This is a genomic window from Ensifer sp. Root31 (assembly GCF_001424825.1).
GTDB classification, from domain to species: Bacteria; Pseudomonadota; Alphaproteobacteria; order Rhizobiales; family Rhizobiaceae; genus Ensifer; species Ensifer canadensis.
Window position 1 is genome coordinate 60,056 of sequence record NZ_LMCO01000065.1, and the last position, 17,002, is coordinate 77,057.

Here is a 17,002-nt window from a genome sequence, read left to right on the forward strand (position 1 = left end):
ATGAGCGTCTTCGAAGTCCGCCAGGGCACCTCGCCCGTCATCCTCGGCTTTCCGCACACCGGCACGGATGTGCCGGCTGAAATATGGGACCGTCTCAACGATACCGGTCGCCTGCTCGCAGACACCGATTGGCACATTCACAAGCTCTATGAAGGCCTGTTGCCTGATGTTACCGTCGTGCGCGCCACCTTCCACCGCTACGTAATCGACGCCAACCGCGACCCGGAAAACGTCAGCCTTTATCCCGGGCAGAACACCACCGGGCTTATCCCGGAGACCGATTTCGACGGGTTGCCGATCTGGAAGGATGGCGAGGCCCCGACGGAGGCCGACACGGCATCGCGCCTGCGCCAATTCCATGCGCCTTATCACGCCGCATTTCTGGCCGAGATCGAGCGGGTCAAGGCCATCCACGGCATCGCCATCGTCTACGACTGCCATTCCATCCGCTCGCATATCCCGTTCCTGTTCGACGGCAAGCTGCCGGACCTGAACATCGGCACGGACATGGGCCGCACCTGCGCGCCTGCTATCGAGAAGGCCGCCGTCGATATCGCCGCTTCGGCCGATGGTTACACGAGCATTCTCAACGGCCGCTTCAAGGGCGGCTGGACGACCCGGCATTACGGGCGCCCGGAAACCGGCGTGCACGCCATCCAGATGGAACTGGCGCAATCGACCCATCTTGCCACCGAGGAGCCGCCTTTCGTGCTCGACGCCAGCAAGGAGGAACGCCTGCGCGCGCCCCTTCGGGCCATTCTTCAAAGCATCGAGAATACCGCATTCGACCTTAAAACGCTGACAGGGAGCGAGGCATGACCATGAACAATCCGCGCCACAATATTCGCGACGTGCGCGCCCCACAGGGAACCACGCTCAACGCCAAGAGCTGGATGACCGAAGCGCCGCTGCGCATGCTGATGAACAACCTCGACCCGAACGTGGCAGAAAACCCGCACGAGCTGGTCGTCTATGGCGGTATCGGCCGCGCCGCCCGCACCTGGGCCGACTTCGACAAGATCGTCGAAACCCTGAAGGACCTCAACGAAGACGAGACCCTGCTCGTCCAGTCCGGCAAGCCGGTCGGCGTCTTCCGCACCCACAAGGATGCGCCGCGCGTCCTGATCGCCAACTCCAACCTGGTGCCGCATTGGGCAACCTGGGACCACTTCAACGAGCTGGATAAAAAGGGTCTGGCGATGTACGGCCAGATGACGGCCGGCTCGTGGATCTACATCGGCACGCAGGGCATCGTTCAGGGCACCTACGAAACCTTCGTCGAGGCCGGCCGCCAGCATTACGGTGGCAGCCTCAAAGGCAAGTGGGTGCTGACAGGTGGTCTGGGCGGCATGGGCGGCGCACAGCCGCTGGCAGCCGTCATGGCCGGTGCATCCTGCCTCGCCGTCGAGTGCAACCCGGACTCGATCGACTTCCGCCTTCGCACCCGCTACGTCGATGAAAAGGCGGAAACGCTCGACGAGGCGATGGAGATGATCGCTCGCTGGACGAAAAACGGCGAAGCCAAGTCCGTCGGCCTGCTCGGCAACACCGCCGAAATCCTGCCGGAAATGGTTCGCCGCGGCATCCGCCCGGATATGGTCACCGACCAGACCTCCGCGCATGATCCGGTCAACGGCTACCTGCCCAAGGGCTGGACCATGGCCGAGTGGAAGGCCAAGCGCGAGAGCGACCCGAAGGCTGTCGAAAAGGCTGCGCGCGCCTCGATGCGTGAACATGTGGAAGCCATGATCGCCTTCCAGGACATGGGCATCCCGACCTTCGACTACGGCAACAACATCCGCCAGGTCGCCAAGGAAGAGGGCCTCGAAAACGCCTTCGCCTTCCCCGGCTTCGTGCCGGCCTATATTCGCCCGCTCTTTTGCCGCGGCATCGGCCCGTTCCGTTGGGCCGCACTCTCCGGCGATCCGGAAGACATCTACAAGACCGATGTCAAGGTCAAGGAACTGACCCCCGGCAACACCCACCTGCACAATTGGCTCGACATGGCGCGCGAGCGCATCTCGTTCCAGGGACTGCCAGCACGCATCTGCTGGGTCGGTCTCGGTGATCGCCATCGGCTCGGCCTCGCCTTCAACGAAATGGTCAGAAACGGCGAGCTCAAGGCTCCTGTTGTCATCGGCCGCGATCACCTCGACTCCGGCTCGGTCGCCTCGCCGAACCGCGAAACGGAAGCGATGAAGGACGGCTCGGACGCCGTCTCCGACTGGCCGCTGCTCAACGCCCTCTTGAACACTGCGTCCGGCGCCACCTGGGTGTCGCTGCACCATGGCGGCGGCGTCGGCATGGGCTTCTCGCAGCATTCGGGCGTCGTCATCTGCGCCGATGGCACTGATGATGCCGCCAAGCGACTTGAGCGTGTACTCTGGAACGACCCGGCCACCGGCGTCATGCGCCACGCCGATGCCGGCTACGACATCGCGCTCGACTGCGCCAAGGACAAGGGCCTGCGCCTGCCGGGCATCCTCGGCAACTGACGAAGATTTAGGGGCGCCGGTCTGGCGCCCCTACCCCTGGTTCTTACGGGGTGGTCGCTTTCCGATTGCCGCCTTCGAGCAAGAGCAGTAGTCCAAGGCCCGCCAATCCGCCAAGACCTCCAAGAAGTGCTGTTCCCGAATAGTCGCTGATGCGGGTGCCGAGTGCAAAGAGCGCCGCGCAAAGGCCGCCGCTCATGAAGATGTTGACCGAGATCAGCGAGCTTCCGAGCCCCGGCCGGTCGGCAATCAATTCCTGCAGGTAGGTGATGGGGATCGTGATCAGCGCGGCAGCGCCGAAGGCGCTGATCAGCGTCAGCGCATAGATGTGCCACGGCGCCGACGACAGTCCGAGCAGGACCATGTAGCCGATATAGATGACCGTCCCGAGCGCCAGTGCCTTCGCCGGCAGCAGGCTCACCTGGATGCGCGCCCAGACGAAGATGAAGACCACCTCTAGAAAAGCGACAACGCCGGCGATGATGCCGATATCCGTGACGCTACCACCGACGGCATTGGTCATGATCAGCGGCAGGACGGCCGCGTTGATATGCAATGTCGAGGTGATCATTGCCACCGCGACCACGCGCGCGAAGATGCGCGGCGCAAGGATCTCGCCGAAGGATGTCCAATAGGAAAGGCGCTTGCCCAGGCCCGGATCGACGCCGCCCTCGTTCGGCAAGGAGAAGAAGACCAGAAGCAGGTTGGCCGAGCATCCGAGGCTGGCGAGCAGATAGGCGGGCAGCATGCTGTCGCCACCGGCAAGCGCAAAGCCCACCAGCCCGGGCACCAATACCCAGGCAAGCGAAATCGCCGCGCGCGCGCCGGTCGTCAGAGCGCCGGCGTCCTGCCCACTCATGCGCCGCGCGACGCTGCGCACATTGGCAAAGAGCAACGTGTAGACTGCGCCATAGATCGGCAGGAACAGAAGCACGCTGACGAGAAAGCTCGATTGATAGGGCAGGACATAGACAATGCCGTAGCCGACCACGCCGAACAGGATCGCGGTCGACATCAGCACGCGATAATTGCCGATCCGATCGGCAAGGATGCCGATGGAAACGCTGACGATGACGTTCACCGTCGCGGCGGCCAGAATCAGCAGTGAATAGAGCCCGTCACTCAGGCCCAGTTCGTTGATGCCGACCACGGATTGATAAGGTGAGGTTGCCGCCCCGGCGAAGCCGAAGAGAAAGATCGCCAGCATGCTGACCCGAATCGACGGGTTGCGCATGGCGCTGAAAAGCGAGGAAGTCATGATGATGCACGTCCACGAAGGAGGCGATTTCAAAAGGGGAGCTTGGCGCCGGCGGGTCGCACCGGCGGTTGCATTGCGGGAAGCTGCTTACACCGATTCCGACCAGCGCGCCGAGAGATTCGCCTTGGGCATAAAGTCGAATTCCTGATCGAAGGGAAATGCGGGACGAGAGCGGTGCAGGCTTGCCAGATGGGGGATGTCCTGGTTGACGACACCATCGGTCAACGCCATCAGGTTGGGGTTGGCAATCGGCGCGAGTTCCGGCGAGAGATAGCCTGACTTGACCACGAGCAACCGGACATTGCTCGGGTCGAGGCCGAGGCGGGTGAAGTCGGCGATATCGTGATAGGGTCGACGTCGCGCCGAAAGCACGACGTCGATCGCCCCAACGCGGACAACCGCCTGGCGCTCCTTTACAGGACCAGGATCATCGAGCCGTACGACTTCCACCAGCATCTCCGCGACGGGACTTGCCGGATCGAGGCTGCCGCCGATCTTCAGCATCAGGTTTTCGCCGACGCCGGCAGCAAAGCAGGCTTCCACGGCAGGACGATCGGCGATACCGGCGATGAGTGCGCCGCGCCACCCCCGCGCAAGCAGGGCCTTCAACACATCCGCCCTATCGCCGACACCGCCGCCGGTCGGGTTGTCGCCGGAATCGGCAAGGATGATGGGGGTTGTCGTCGCCTTTTCGGCGACATCGAGCATGGCGTCGAGCGGGCCCGTCACAGGACCGAAACGGAAATTGCGACGTTCCGCCCAGTATGCCGCCGCAATGTCGACGGCTGCCTGCTCTGCCGCGGCCCGATCGGTCGCGGTAATCACGGCACAAGCCGTTGCACGCGGCTCGTCGGCCCAGACATAGCCGACCATCAGGTTGGCATCGAGCACACCCGGCCGCGCGTCGATGTCGGGCAGTTGCCGGTAGAGGCCCCTGGCCGGCTCGTCCTCGGTAGAGGTGCATTCCCCCGGCAGCAACACGGGGATCTTTGCCCACGCAACACCCGGGCGCGTCCCGCTGCGTAGCGCCTCAATGAGCATCGCCCAGGCGCGGATCATCGTTTCACGCGTGTCGATGTGCGGCGCGGTCCGATAGCCCGCGAAGATGTCGATCTGGTCGATGATACGCTGGCTGACATTGCCGTGCAGATCGTAGCTGGTGGCGATCGGGCAGTCCGGCCCGACGACAGATCTCGCGGCAGAGATCCAGTCCCCCTCAGCATCCTCCATGCCGTCGACCTTGATCGCCCCATGCATGGCGAGATAGAGCCCGTTGATCGGCAGGGCCTGTTGCAGCCGGTCGAGAAACTCCGCCTTGAAGGCGTCGTAGGTCGGTCGGGACACCGGCCCACCGGGCACGGCGCGCGCGTGCAGGAGCGGCAGATGCTCGATGCCTTCAGCGTCGAGAAAATCGAAATACTCCGCCTGGAGCAGATCCGCCCCGCGCAGCACCCGAAAATCCTCGACCGCCATCAGCACCGGCGAATAGGTGCTGCACTCCGTATGGATACCGCCGACGGCAATGCGCATGGAAGCTCCTGTCACAGTTTCGGGCTCAAGGGAGCGATCGCAGCAAAGCGCTGCCAGTCCTTGGCGGATTTCGGGGTCCATGCGGCTTCGGCGATGGCGCACAGCCTGGGGAAGACGAGCCGATTGAAGTAGCCGCGCGACAGGAAATGCTCCGACCAGATGCAGGCCTGAACGCCCTTCATGCGCGCTTTCAGCTCATCCGGAAATTCGCCTTCGGCCTCGTAGCCATAGGTATGGGCCGACGTTGCCGTCCCGGCCCAGCTGGCGCCCGGTTCCTGCCAGGCGTCGGCCTGCGCCATGTCGAGATAATAGGCCTGACCGGGCGTCATCACCACGTCATAGCCTTCCCGCGCAAGCTCGATGCCGACCTCCGGCCGCTCCCACGCCATCAGCAACGTGCCTTCGGTCTCGACGCCGCCGCCATGGGCGACCTCGTTCCACCCGGCAAGCTTGCGGCCGCGGACGGTCAGCATCTGCTTGACCTTCTTCAGGAAGAAGGATTGCAACGCAAAGGTGCCGGAAAGACCCTCTTTCTCCATCAGCTTCTTCGCCAGCGGCGAGGCAAGCCAGGAACCGTTGGCAACCTCGTCGCCGCCGATATGGATGTACTGACTCGGGAACAACTCGACCATTTCGTCGAGCACTTTCTCGAGGAAGTCATAGGTAAAGGCGATCGCCGGATTGAGCGCATTGTTCGGGTAGCCCTGAACGGAATGATAGCTTTCCGGCGCTTCTTGGCCATCGGTCAGGTCAGGCAGGGCGACAAGCGTGGCGGTGCTATGGCCGGGAATGTCGATCTCCGGAACGATCTCGACGTGAAGCGCCGTCGCCTGGGCCACCAGGGCTTTCACATCCTCTTGGCTGTAGAACCCGCCGGCGGGTTCCGCACCGTTGCCGAGTTGCGGCAACAACGGTTCGTCCGGCCCGCGCAGCACGCCGATCGTCGTTAACGTTGGAAACGCCTTGATTTCAAGCCGCCAGGCCTCGTCATCCGTCAGATGCCAGTGGAAGATGTTGAGCTTGAACCAGGCGAGAATATCGATGAGGCGGGAAATGTCCGATGTCGGGTAGAATTGCCTGGATACGTCGAGATGACAACCGCGCCAGCCGTAACGCGGCGCATCGGAGATCGTGCCCTGCGCCGGAAAACGGAATTTTTCCGGATGCGTGCGCGCGCCGTTCAGCAGCTGCGCCAAGGTCGTCAGCGCGTATTGCCGGCCGGCAGCACCACCATAGGCAAGGCGGATCTCCTTGGTCGAGAAGGCCAATTCGTAGGCCTCGGCAGCAAGCGTCGCATTCTTCGAGAAGACAATTGCCCGCCCTTGACTGGAGGCAACCAGGCTGAATGGCGCATGCCCCGCCGAAAACAGACGATGAAAAAGCCCAAGCACGCTCGCGACCGCTGCCACGTCGTCGGGCGCCGTCATCGGCGCGGGGTAAAGCACGACGGGAAAGCTGTCGCCTGCCCAGGCGTCGATTTGCGCCGGCCATGGCTGCATCGAAAACGGCAGGTCGAGCTTGCCTTCGGGCAGTTGTGCTGGCGGAGGCTCGCTCATGGCATTTTCCAGGAGCAGATCGGAGACGGCGACCGGCACATGCTCGCCGCTCGAAAACGTCAGATAGGCTGACTTGGCACCATCAGTGCAGTGCTTCGCCTGTCGATGCAGGCCGCTCACCGTGAACGTCCAGCTTTCGCCGGGGCCAAGCGTCAGCCCGGCGGGTGGTGCGAATTCATGAAAATTGGCGTTGCGGCGCAGGAAAGTGGCGTTGTCGCAGGCCTCCGGCACGATTACGCGCGTGAGCGACGTGTACACCAGCCGGAAGCCCGTGAGCGGTGCGGCTGAGAAATTGAACAGCGTGAAGGTGAACCGGCCAAATGCGCCGCCGTCAGGCTGCCAGGACGCTTCGAGACGATAGGAAACGGGCGCCATGATCTTCCTCCCAGAAGTCTTTCGGTCAGTAGTGGCTAGATTGTGAGAAGGTTCGCGCCAGTTCAGCCTGGCCGGCGGTCAGACCGCAATCAACAGGCAGGCACACGCCCGAGATCGCAGCGGCGAGCGGCCCTGCGAGGAAATGTACGGCGTTGGCAACATCGTCAGGATTGACGATGCGCTGTAAGGGATACCAGCGGCGCGCTTCCTCAAAGACCTGCGGATTGGCGGCGGCACGCGCTTCCCATGCCTGCGTTCGCACGGTGCCCGGCGCAACGGCGTTGGAGCGAATGCCGAACTTGCCGTACTCCACGGCGATCAGGCGTGTCAGATGCAGCAGGCCGGCCTTAGCAACGCTGTAGGCGGGATGGCCGAAGACATTCATGCCGTTGACGGAGGCGATATTGATCACCGAGCCGCGGCTTTCCTTCAGCATGTCTTCCACCGCGCGAAAGCACAGGAAGGCAGCTTCAAGGTTCAGCGCATTGTCCATGCGCCAGATATCCGGCGTCGTATCATGCAGGCTGACGGCGCGTGCGGCGCCGGCATTGTTGACGAGCGTGCGCACCGTACCGTGCTCGCCGGCCGTCGCAGCCAATTTTCCGACGCTTGTCGCATCCGTCACATCGCACGGGACCGCAACGAAGCGCTTGCCGCCGCCGATCTCCAGCGCCGCTCTCTCGGCGGCACGGCTGTCGATGTCGGCAAGGAGGACGACATCATGATCCTCGCCAAGGCGCCTGGCGATTGCGCGGCCGATATCGCCGGCTGCACCGGTGACGATGGCGACGGACTGCGTCATGCGGAAACCTTTCGCGGCACGTCAGTCTCCCAGCAACTGGCGGTCATCACCGTCGCGGTGCGTCACCAGCTGCTGCTTGATGCGCCGAAGTGTGACCGTTGCCTGCGGCTGAACCCGGTAGGCAACGAGACTGGAGAGGATATCGAGCAGCGCCAGATAGGCGATGCGGGTGGAGGTCGGACGGTAGATGTTGTTGCCCTCGGGCAGGTCGACAGGAACCGTGATCGTCGCCGCGGCCGCGACCGGACTGTTGCTCTGGGTCAGGGCAATCGTCGGCACCTTGAGCTCGCGCGCCAGCGTGAAGGCGCGCACGAGTTCGGCGTTCCGGCCCGAGAAGGATGAGCCGATCAGAACGTCGCTTGGGCGAGCGGCGGCCGCCATCATCAGCTGCATGCTGTGGTCGGAACTGGCGGTAACACGCAGGCCGTAGCGAAAGAGCCGGTTCTGCAACTCGCTGGCTATCATCGAGGAATTGCCGCCCGAACCGAAGGCATAGATCATTTCGGCGGTTGCGATGCGCTCGACCGCCTGCTCGATCGCCGCGAGATCGAGCGAACGATGCAGGAGGAAAAGCGCGTTCTGCGCCTTGGTGATGATGTCCTGGGCGACGTCACCGGTCTCGCGGCTCTTCGGCTCCGGCTTCAGGTAGCGCATGCCGATATAGGCGGTGCGCGCCAATTGCACCTTGAAATCGGAGAAGCTGTCGCAACCGAGCCGCCGACAGAAGCGCGTGACCGTGGGAGGAGAGACATCGGCCTTGCCGGCCAGCTCGATGATCGATGCATTCACCGCGAACTCGAAGTCATTCAGAAGAATATCGGCGATGCGGTTCTCCGATTGCGAGAGCCGGCCCTTTTCTTCCTGAAGTGTCGCGAAAATATCCATCGGCTGCTGATGTCCTTAGGGTCTATCAGCCTTCCTTCGGCTTGTAGGCGATGCAGTCGATCTCGACCTTGCAATCAACCATCATCGCCGACTGGACGCAGGCCCTCGCCGGTGGATGCGCACCGAAATACTCCTGATAGATCTTGTTGAAAGTCCAGAAATCACGCGGATCGTCGAGCCAAACGCCGCAACGCACCACGTGCTCGGTACCGTATCCGGCCTCGTCCAGAATGGCCAGAAGATTGGCGATCGCCTTGTGCGTCTGAGGGATGATACCGCCCTCGATGATCTCGCCTTTTTCCATGGCGACCTGGCCGGAAACATGCAGCCAGCCGTCCGCTTCCACCGCGCGCGCAAAGGGTAATGGCTTACCGCCCGCACCGACTTGTTCAGTGCCATACCGTTTGATGGTCATGTGTGCCTTCGTGCAAATTATTTTCTTTGATCGTTGACAAGTGACCATAGAAAGCTGAATTTGACCAGAGAAAAACACCATTCATGAAAAGAATTTCAATCCAGGGCGAAAACATGCGGGATCCCTTCCTCAATCCGTTCCCCTCTTCCGACACCGCACGCCATAGCATCTGGGAGATGCTTGTTCCGCGCGATATCGACGCTTTTCTTTCGGCCGACTGGTCGATGGTGGCAGGTGACTTTGTCGAAGACGGCTTCATCGGCATCGATGGACGTCGCGAAACCAATCCCGACAATTGGCGCCTCACCTTTCCCTCGCTTTCGGCCTATCGCGATGAGTGGCTGCGCCAGGCGAAAGATTTCGCGGGCCTCTCCTTCGCGGAAGACACACGCACGGCGATCTTCACGACGACGACGCTTGAGGACATCGAGGTCAACGGCGACTTCGCGCTTGCGCGCAAGAAGTTCGACGGCGGGTTGAAGAAATCGGACGGCAGCTTCGACGTGATGAAATGGCAGACGGTCTATTATTGCCGCCTGCACGAGGGACGCTGGAAGATCTCCGGTTTCACCGGCTACCTGCCGAACCCGATGGGACCGGCCTAAAAAGCAAAAAGGCAACGGCATTGCGGATCTTCACAGCAGCGCTCGCAACGGAAACCAATACCTTCTCGCCCATCTGCATAGATCGCCGCGCCTTCGAGGCGTCGCTCTACGCGCCGCCGGGCGAGCATCCTGAGACGCCGACGCTCTGTACGGCGCCGATCACGGTCGGCCGCCGCATTGCCGCGGAAAAAGGCTGGACGCTGATCGAAGGCACCGCCACCTGGGCGGATCCTGCCGGCCTCGTCAACCGCCAGACCTATGAGAGCCTGCGCGATGAAATCCTCGACCAGTTGCGCGCCGCGCTTCCGGTCAATGCCGTCGTCATGGGACTGCACGGCGCGATGGTCGCTGCCGGCTACGAGGACACCGAGGGCGATCTTCTTTCTCGCATTCGCGAGATCGTTGGCCGTGATGTTCTCGTCTGCGCCGAGTTGGACCCGCACAGCCACTTGACCCAGAAGCGCGTTTCGGCGTCAGACTTCTTCGTCTACTTCAAGGAGTTCCCGCACACCGACTTCGTCGATCGTGCCGAGGATCTCTGGCGGATCGCCATCGACACGCTGGAAGGTCGCGTGACGCCTGTGATGTCAGTGTTCGACTGCCGCATGATCGACGTCTACCCAACTTCGCGCGAGCCAATGCGCTCCTTCGTCGACAAGCTGATGCGTATCGAAGCGGAGGACGCCGATGTCCTGTCGCTTTCGATGGTGCACGGCTTCATGGCGGGCGATGTTCCGGAAATGGGCACGAAGGTGCTCGCCGTGACCAACGGCAAACCGGAGAAAGGCGAGGCGCTCGCACGGGAACTCGGGCTCGAACTCTTTTCGAAACGCGGAACCTTCATCATGCCGCAGATCGACGAGAAGCAAGCTGTCGCCGAGGCGAAGGCTGCGACCGAAGGCCCGGTCGTCATCGCCGATGTCTGGGACAACCCGGGCGGCGGAACCGCGGGCGACGCGACGGTGCTGCTCGAGGAACTGCTGGCACAGGGTGTCACCAATGCCGCCGTCGGAACGATCTGGGATCCGATGGCCGTGCAGATCTGCATGGCCGCCGGCGAAGGCGCCGAAATCCCGTTGCGCTTCGGCGCCAAGTCGGCTCCGGGAACCGGCAATCCTGTCGATGGCATCGTCAAGGTGGTCAAGCTGGTCCGCGACGCCGAGATGCGGTTCGGCGAGAGTTTTGCCCCCTTCGGCGATGCAGCCCTCATTTCCTATCGCGGCATCGATATCATCCTGAATTCGACGCGGGCGCAAAGCTTCGATCCGAGCCTCTTCTCGGTGATGGGCCTCGACCCGCAGTCAAAGAGCATTCTGGTCATCAAATCGACCAACCACTTCTACGCTTCGTTCTCCAAGATCGCCGCGCAGATCCTATATTGCTCGGCCGGCACCCCCTACCCGAACAACCCCGCCAAGACCGCCTATCTGCGCGCACCCAGGAATATCTGGCCGAAGGTCGCCGATCCGCATGGTCTCGAAAAGGGAGCGGCGTGAACCAAGGCAGTTTATGCGGCGGCCGCGATCGAGGCGGATAGTCAGCAGATCGGCCTTCTGATCTGGCCTATTCTCATCACCAATAACGAAAACGGCCGCTGTCCTGGTCATGGACAGCGGCCGTTCTTGTCCTAGTCTAGCTACGCTCCGCTCAGGCCGCCGCCGGGTCGAGCAAGCCCATGTCGATATCGGTGAGTTCGACACGCCGCTCGAGCGCGATGCCCGCCTCGTCGAACAGATGGCAGTCGGCGGCACGTATGCCGGTCAACACCTGTTCCTCCGGGCGGATTGCCACCGTGCCCGGCAGCATCGCGCAATAGTTCTCCCCTTCACCGCTGATGGCGGCATAGGCAACGGTATGGGCGCCCAGGCGCTCGATCACCGTTGGCGTGACTGTCAGCGACAGGTCTCCGGCGCCGAGCAAAATGTGCTCGGGCCGGACGCCCAGCGTCAATGTCCGCCCAACCAGGCCATCGTGCGGCCTGACCGGGACGACAACCGTCTTCCCCTTGTAATCGACCTCTACGCCGGCATCGCTGACGCCTTTGCAGGTGACCGGCAGGAAGTTCATCTTCGGGTTGCCGATGAAACCGGCGACGAAAATGTTGGCTGGCTTATGGTAGAGCTCGAGCGGTGCGCCTGTCTGGGCGATTTCACCGGCATTGAGCACGACGATCCGGTCCGCCATCGTCATCGCTTCGACCTGGTCGTGCGTGACGTAGATCATCGTGGCCCGCAATTGCCGATGCAGCTTCGCCAATTCAATGCGCATGTCGGCGCGCAGCGCCGCATCGAGGTTAGAGAGCGGCTCGTCGAACAGAAAGATCTTCGGTTCGCGCACGATCGCCCGGCCGATGGCCACCCGTTGGCGCTGGCCGCCGGAGAGCATTCCCGGTTTTTGCTGTAGCCGCTGGTCCAGATGGAGAATGCGCGCTGCATGCTCCACCTTGGCCTTCAGTTTCTCTTCCGGCATGTTTTCCACGCGAAGCGGAAAGGCAATGTTCTCGAAGACAGACATGTGCGGGTAGAGCGCATAGGATTGGAACACCATCGCGATCCCGCGCTTGACCGGCGGCAGGTCGTTGACGCGTTTGCCATCGATCACGATGTCCCCCGAGCTGGTCTCATCGAGACCGGCTATCATCCTGAGCAATGTCGACTTGCCGCAGCCGGAGGGTCCGACGAAAACGACGAACTCACCGTTCCTGACTTCGAGCTGGATACCTTTCAGCACCTCGAATGTCCCGTAGAATTTCTGAACCGTATTGAGATTGAGCTGTCCCAAGAAACTGTCTCCGGCCACCGGCGAGAAGCGGCACGTTCGTAAGCGGATTGGCCTGGGCCGCGGACCAAAGATCCGCGGCCCGGTGATTTTACTTGTACTCTTCGAGGTCGGCGGCCGCCTTCTTCAAGGCGTCGGCCGGTTCGGCCTTGCCGGTCACCACCGACTGGACCATTGCGATGATGACGTTCTGGAAGCCCTTGTAGTCGGTAAAGAGCGGCTCCGGACCACCGAACGCGATGCCGTCGATGAACGGCTGCCAATAGGGGTCCTTCTTGACGAATTCGTCAACCATCGGCGACGGACGCAACGGCGTCAGGCCGGCCGCGCCTTGCAACTCATACTCACCTTGCGGACCGGGCGAGGTGATGAATTTGGCGAATTCGGTCGCCTTCTCTTCGACACCGGAGCCCTTGAAGATCGCCAGGCTGTCGGTAATCAGCAGCGTCCCCTCGCCCTTGGCCGATGGGCCGAGCGGCAGCGGCGCAACGCCCCAGTTGACCTTGGTGTCCTTCAGGCGCACGGCGGCACCAGACCCGCCCTGGATCATGCCGACCTTGCCGTCGAGGAAGATCGCGCGAACCTCGTTCTGTTCGTAGGCGGTCGCCCCTTCGACGGAATAGGGAGTGATGTCCTTGTAGGCCTGGAGCGCGGCGAGAACCTCCGGGCTGTCGATGACGATCTTGTCGCCATCGATCACCTTGCCGTTGTTGGTGTACACCCAGTGCATGAACTGGTGCATCGTGTTGTCGAAGGTCTTGGCCGGAAGGCCGTAACCGGCGATACCCGTCTTTTCCTTGATCGCCTTGGCGAACTCGATCTCTTCGGCCCAGGTCTTCGGCGGCTTCTCAGGATCAAGGCCGGCCTGCTTGAACAGGTCCTTGTTCCAATAGAGCGCCTTGGTCGAGAACGCGATCGGAACGCCCCACTGGTTGTCGTCGAAGGTCACCGTGTCGACGATGTTGGGGTAATAGCTCTTCTTTTCCTCGTCCGTCATCGGCACGGGAACGATGAGATCGTTCTGGGCGAACTCCTTCAGCGTGCGCGAGCCGACATAGGCCATGGCGACCGGCGTGCCGGCAGCGGCAAGCGTCGTTGCCTTATCCTGGCACTGGGCCCAGCCGACAACTTCCGGCGTGACTTTCCAGCCTGGATTCTTTTCTTCCCACTGCTTGATGTATTTGGCGTGAACCGCATCCATGGTGTCGCCGCAGTAGATCCAGCTAATCTCCTGGTCGGCCGCCTGGGCGGTGACTGCGCCAAGCGCGGTCGAACCGAGCAGGGCGAGCGCGAGTACCCCTGTCTTGAATTGAATTGACACGTTGCAAGCTCCCGTTCTCTGGTGGTTGGTTGGTCTTATTGTTTCACCGCGCCTGCGGTCAGCCCGCTGACGAGATACCGTTGTAGGAGGAAGATCACGACGACCGCCGGCGCGATGCCGACGAAACTCGCCGCCATGAGCTCGTTCCAGATCACCTCTTGGCGACCGAAATAGGCGAAGAGCCCGACCGGTAGCGGCATGTATTCGCTCTTGGAGTTGAAGGTCAGGGCATAAATGAACTGCTGGGCATAGGCGCCGATGAAGGTGGTGATCGCCACCACGGTGATGCCCGGCATGGCGATCGGCAGGATCACGCGGCGCAGCGTATAGAAATGGCTCGCGCCATCGACGAAAGCGGCCTCGTCGAGCTCACGCGGAATGCGCATCATGTAAGTGCGCAACAGCCAGATCGCCGACGGGATAAGGAAGGCGACACCCGGCATGATCATGGCGAGATAGGTGTTGAGCACGCCGAAGCTGCGCATCAGCCGGAAAAGCGGAATGAGCAGCACGGCGCCGGAGAACATGTTGACTGCGAGAAAGGCGCCGAGCAGCGCGCCGCTGCCGCGGAATTTGAAGCGGGCAAAGGCATAGGCCGCCGGAATGACCAGTATCAGCACGATGGCTGTGACGATGGTGGAGATGAAGAAGGAATTGAAGATGTACCGAGCGAAACCGGGCACGCTGTCCCACATGGTCCGATAGGCGGCGAATGATCCGTTTTCCGGCCAGAACTTGTAGGGGGAGGAAAAGAGCAGACCCAGCGGCTTCAGCGAAACGAGGAACCCCTCGACGAATGGCGCCAGAATGAAGGCCAGGAAAACAAAGATCCCGGCATAGATGGCGACGAGTTCGTACCAGCGATATCGGTTGATCAAGGCAGGCTGGCTCATTTCTGTTCTCCCGAGGACAGGCGGCTGGTGACCCGGAAATAGGCAAAGCAGAAGATCGACAGGAAGATGCAGATCAGCACCGCGCGTGCCGCACCCTCGCCGTATTTCTTCGACCCTATGGCGGTGCGGTAGGTATCGATGATCATCGTTGTAGTTTCGCCGTTCGGACCACCCTGCGTGAGGATCCAGATGATATCGAAGGAGTTGAAGGTCGCGATCAGCGACAACATCGACATCGTGATCAGCGACGGCACCAGCAGCGGCAGCGTGATGCGCCGGAATCGATAGAAGCGCCCTGCTCCATCCGTCCAGGCCGCCTCATACAGATCCTGCGGGATCGCCTGCATCGCAGCCAGCATGTAGAGCGTGACCAGCGGCACGCCGATCCACACGTCGGTAACGATTGTCGCCCAGAAGGCCGTCTCGCCGCGTGCGAGGAAAGCGATCGGTCCGTCGATGAGACCCCAGTTCTGCAGCACGCCGGAAATCATGCCGAACTGGCCGTTGTACATCCAGCCCCACATGAAGATGCCGATGGCCATCGGGACGATCCACGGCGGCATGGTGAGCAGCCGGAAAAGCGCGCGGCCGGGCACGGCTGCGTTCAGCATGGTCGCGCCGAAGACACCGATGATCATTTTGATCGAGACCGAGAAGAAGGTCCAAATGAAGGTGCGGAAGATGACCTCGGCGAAGGTCTCGTTGAAGATCTTGTCATAGTTGGCCCAGCCGACCCATTTCGTCGTCTTCTTCAGCGACGCGTCGGTGAACGACAGGATGAAGGTGTCGACAAGGGGATAGGCGACGATGACCGTGACGTAGAGCACGGCTGGTAGGAGCAGGATCCAGGCGAAGATGATCGTGCTGCGTTGAACACTCATCCCGCTTCTCCCCTCAAGCCGCGCGCGAGTGCAAGGCTTCGTCGAACCGATCCCAGATCGGCCTGAGATCGATCACGGTCCGCTTGCGCCGGGCCTCGTCCATCGACAAGGCGAGGATACCGGCTTCGAGCGCATCGATCGTCGAGACCGGCAGCGGCCGGCCGTCACGCACATGGCCGATGATGTCGGTCGCCATCTGCTCATCGGCGCCGTAGTGCTGCGACAGCTCGGTGGCCGCGTACTTGTTCTCGACCACCTTCTTGCCGCTCAGCATCTCGTGCACGTCAAAATAGCCGCGGATAAAATCCCCCTCGGCCATGCCCCGCGATCCCATGATGCAGAAGCGTCGGAACTGGTCCGGCACATTGAGATTGGTGTGGAAGTTCATGCCGACGCCATTGGCATATTCGACGATGGCGACCTGATAGTCGATGATGTCGCCGTCGCTGTCGAACACCTTGTCGGATCCCATCCAGCCGCTCGGCTTGCGATGGAAAAGCTCGAGATCGTTGATGCCCTCGCGTGCGGGGTCGTTTGCGGGAATGAAGCTCTTGCGGCCGCCGAAGCTGGCGACACGTTCGGGACGCGCGCCGACGACGCCGTTGTAAAGATCGAGGTCATGGCAGCATTTTTCCAGCATGAAGCTGCCGGAATAGCGCTCGTAGCGGCGCCAGTCGCGCATGAAGAAGGCACCGTGATAGGGTTCGATATGTTCGGATGCCTCGATCGAGACGACCTGGCCGAGCTTTCCTTCGGCAAGGGCCGCACGCAGGTCGCGATACATCGGCGCGTAGCGCAGCACGAGGCCGACCATCAGCCGCTCATGACCGAATTTCGCCATCAACTGCGCAAGCTCCAGGCTTTCCTGGACCGTCGTCACGATCGGCTTTTCGCTGAAGACTTTGAGGCCGGCCTCGAGCCCGATCCGGATATGATCGAGATGCATGTGGTTGGGCGAACCGATCATCAGCAGGTCGAGCTTTTCATTGGCGATTAGCTCTTCAGGCGTCGCATAGGCCGTGCCGGCGGAGATGCCTTTTTCGGTCAGGCCCGGCAGTCCGGCCGGATTCGGATCGACGTATCCCGCGATCTCGAAGTTCTCATCCATGGCTTTGAAAACGTAGCCCAGATATCCCAGACGGAATCCGAGTCCGATTATCCCGACTTTCATGCGCGCACTGTTCCCTTGCCTTATGGCGTAATTTATTTTC

Annotated in this window: 15 protein-coding genes; 4 read left to right on the forward strand and 11 right to left on the reverse strand. The window is 61.8% G+C overall.

Annotated elements, in window-relative coordinates; all coding sequences use genetic code 11:
- A complete protein-coding gene (hutG, locus tag ASD00_RS33280) occupies window positions 1-819 on the forward strand; it encodes an N-formylglutamate deformylase (RefSeq protein ID WP_025428665.1) in 819 nt (272 codons plus the stop codon).
- Between the two features lie 2 nt (window positions 820-821).
- Complete coding sequence (gene hutU / locus ASD00_RS33285) at window positions 822-2,495, forward strand: urocanate hydratase (protein WP_025428664.1); 1,674 nt, start codon at window positions 822-824, stop codon at window positions 2,493-2,495.
- 43 nt (window positions 2,496-2,538) lie between these two features.
- Here the strand turns inward: hutU and ASD00_RS33290 are convergent, their stop codons facing one another.
- From ASD00_RS33290 to ASD00_RS33315, 6 genes are all read right to left on the reverse strand, one after another.
- Complete coding sequence (locus tag ASD00_RS33290; RefSeq protein ID WP_025428663.1) at window positions 2,539-3,750, reverse strand: MFS transporter; 1,212 nt, start codon at window positions 3,748-3,750, stop codon at window positions 2,539-2,541.
- 87 nt (window positions 3,751-3,837) lie between these two features.
- Window positions 3,838-5,280, reverse strand: a complete 1,443-nt coding sequence (locus ASD00_RS33295) for a M81 family metallopeptidase (RefSeq protein WP_025428662.1) — start codon at window positions 5,278-5,280, stop codon at window positions 3,838-3,840.
- Window positions 5,281-5,291: 11 nt separating this feature from the next.
- A complete protein-coding gene (locus ASD00_RS33300) occupies window positions 5,292-7,211 on the reverse strand; it encodes a beta-N-acetylhexosaminidase (RefSeq protein WP_025428661.1) in 1,920 nt (639 codons plus the stop codon).
- 25 nt (window positions 7,212-7,236) lie between these two features.
- On the reverse strand, window positions 7,237-8,013 hold the full coding sequence (locus ASD00_RS33305; protein ID WP_025428660.1) for an SDR family oxidoreductase: 777 nt from the start codon (window positions 8,011-8,013) through the stop codon (window positions 7,237-7,239).
- 21 nt (window positions 8,014-8,034) lie between these two features.
- Window positions 8,035-8,898 carry a MurR/RpiR family transcriptional regulator gene (locus tag ASD00_RS33310; protein ID WP_025428659.1) on the reverse strand — a complete coding sequence of 288 codons (864 nt, stop codon included), beginning with the start codon at window positions 8,896-8,898 and terminating at the stop codon, window positions 8,035-8,037.
- A 25-nt stretch (window positions 8,899-8,923) separates the two neighbouring features.
- Window positions 8,924-9,313 (reverse strand): RidA family protein, encoded by a 390-nt coding sequence (locus ASD00_RS33315; protein WP_025428658.1) that lies wholly within the window; start codon window positions 9,311-9,313, stop codon window positions 8,924-8,926.
- Window positions 9,314-9,426: 113 nt separating this feature from the next.
- On the opposite strand from ASD00_RS33315, the gene ASD00_RS33320 reads away from it, so the two are divergent.
- Window positions 9,427-9,918: a hypothetical protein gene (locus ASD00_RS33320; protein WP_025428657.1), complete on the forward strand. Its 492-nt coding sequence runs from the start codon at window positions 9,427-9,429 to the stop codon at window positions 9,916-9,918.
- A 20-nt stretch (window positions 9,919-9,938) separates the two neighbouring features.
- Entirely contained in the window at window positions 9,939-11,414 is a 1,476-nt protein-coding gene (locus tag ASD00_RS33325) for a M81 family metallopeptidase (RefSeq protein ID WP_025428656.1), read from the forward strand.
- A 151-nt stretch (window positions 11,415-11,565) separates the two neighbouring features.
- On the opposite strand, the gene ugpC is transcribed toward ASD00_RS33325, so the two are convergent.
- The 5 genes from ugpC to ASD00_RS33350 all read right to left on the reverse strand — a co-directional run bounded on the left by ugpC (window position 11,566) and on the right by ASD00_RS33350 (window position 16,962).
- Window positions 11,566-12,699 (reverse strand): sn-glycerol-3-phosphate ABC transporter ATP-binding protein UgpC, encoded by a 1,134-nt coding sequence (ugpC, locus tag ASD00_RS33330; protein WP_025428655.1) that lies wholly within the window; start codon window positions 12,697-12,699, stop codon window positions 11,566-11,568.
- Between the two features lie 88 nt (window positions 12,700-12,787).
- On the reverse strand, window positions 12,788-14,017 hold the full coding sequence (locus ASD00_RS33335; RefSeq protein ID WP_025428654.1) for an ABC transporter substrate-binding protein: 1,230 nt from the start codon (window positions 14,015-14,017) through the stop codon (window positions 12,788-12,790).
- A gap of 35 nt (window positions 14,018-14,052) precedes the next feature.
- Entirely contained in the window at window positions 14,053-14,910 is an 858-nt protein-coding gene (locus tag ASD00_RS33340; protein WP_025428653.1) for a carbohydrate ABC transporter permease, read from the reverse strand.
- Window positions 14,907-15,791, reverse strand: coding sequence for a sugar ABC transporter permease (locus tag ASD00_RS33345; protein WP_025428652.1), 885 nt, complete (start codon window positions 15,789-15,791; stop codon window positions 14,907-14,909). Before ASD00_RS33345 ends, ASD00_RS33340 begins: the two co-directional genes overlap by 4 nt.
- A 13-nt stretch (window positions 15,792-15,804) precedes the next feature.
- Window positions 15,805-16,962 (reverse strand): Gfo/Idh/MocA family oxidoreductase, encoded by a 1,158-nt coding sequence (locus tag ASD00_RS33350; RefSeq protein ID WP_025428651.1) that lies wholly within the window; start codon window positions 16,960-16,962, stop codon window positions 15,805-15,807.
- Window positions 16,963-17,002: the final 40 nt, after the last annotated feature.

What these genes read in the sequence shown, in the direction of transcription:
- hutG (WP_025428665.1), top strand. Translation starts at nt 1, where the DNA reads ATGAGCGTCTTCGAAGTCCGCCAGGGCACCTCGCCCGTCATCCTCGGC.
- hutU (WP_025428664.1), top strand. Translation starts at nt 822, where the DNA reads ATGAACAATCCGCGCCACAATATTCGCGACGTGCGCGCCCCACAGGGA.
- ASD00_RS33290 (WP_025428663.1), bottom strand. Translation starts at nt 3,750, where the DNA reads ATGACTTCCTCGCTTTTCAGCGCCATGCGCAACCCGTCGATTCGGGTC.
- ASD00_RS33295 (WP_025428662.1), bottom strand. Translation starts at nt 5,280, where the DNA reads ATGCGCATTGCCGTCGGCGGTATCCATACGGAGTGCAGCACCTATTCG.
- ASD00_RS33300 (WP_025428661.1), bottom strand. Translation starts at nt 7,211, where the DNA reads ATGGCGCCCGTTTCCTATCGTCTCGAAGCGTCCTGGCAGCCTGACGGC.
- ASD00_RS33305 (WP_025428660.1), bottom strand. Translation starts at nt 8,013, where the DNA reads ATGACGCAGTCCGTCGCCATCGTCACCGGTGCAGCCGGCGATATCGGC.
- ASD00_RS33310 (WP_025428659.1), bottom strand. Translation starts at nt 8,898, where the DNA reads ATGGATATTTTCGCGACACTTCAGGAAGAAAAGGGCCGGCTCTCGCAA.
- ASD00_RS33315 (WP_025428658.1), bottom strand. Translation starts at nt 9,313, where the DNA reads ATGACCATCAAACGGTATGGCACTGAACAAGTCGGTGCGGGCGGTAAG.
- ASD00_RS33320 (WP_025428657.1), top strand. Translation starts at nt 9,427, where the DNA reads ATGCGGGATCCCTTCCTCAATCCGTTCCCCTCTTCCGACACCGCACGC.
- ASD00_RS33340 (WP_025428653.1), bottom strand. Translation starts at nt 14,910, where the DNA reads ATGAGCCAGCCTGCCTTGATCAACCGATATCGCTGGTACGAACTCGTC.
- ASD00_RS33345 (WP_025428652.1), bottom strand. Translation starts at nt 15,791, where the DNA reads ATGAGTGTTCAACGCAGCACGATCATCTTCGCCTGGATCCTGCTCCTA.
- ASD00_RS33350 (WP_025428651.1), bottom strand. Translation starts at nt 16,962, where the DNA reads ATGAAAGTCGGGATAATCGGACTCGGATTCCGTCTGGGATATCTGGGC.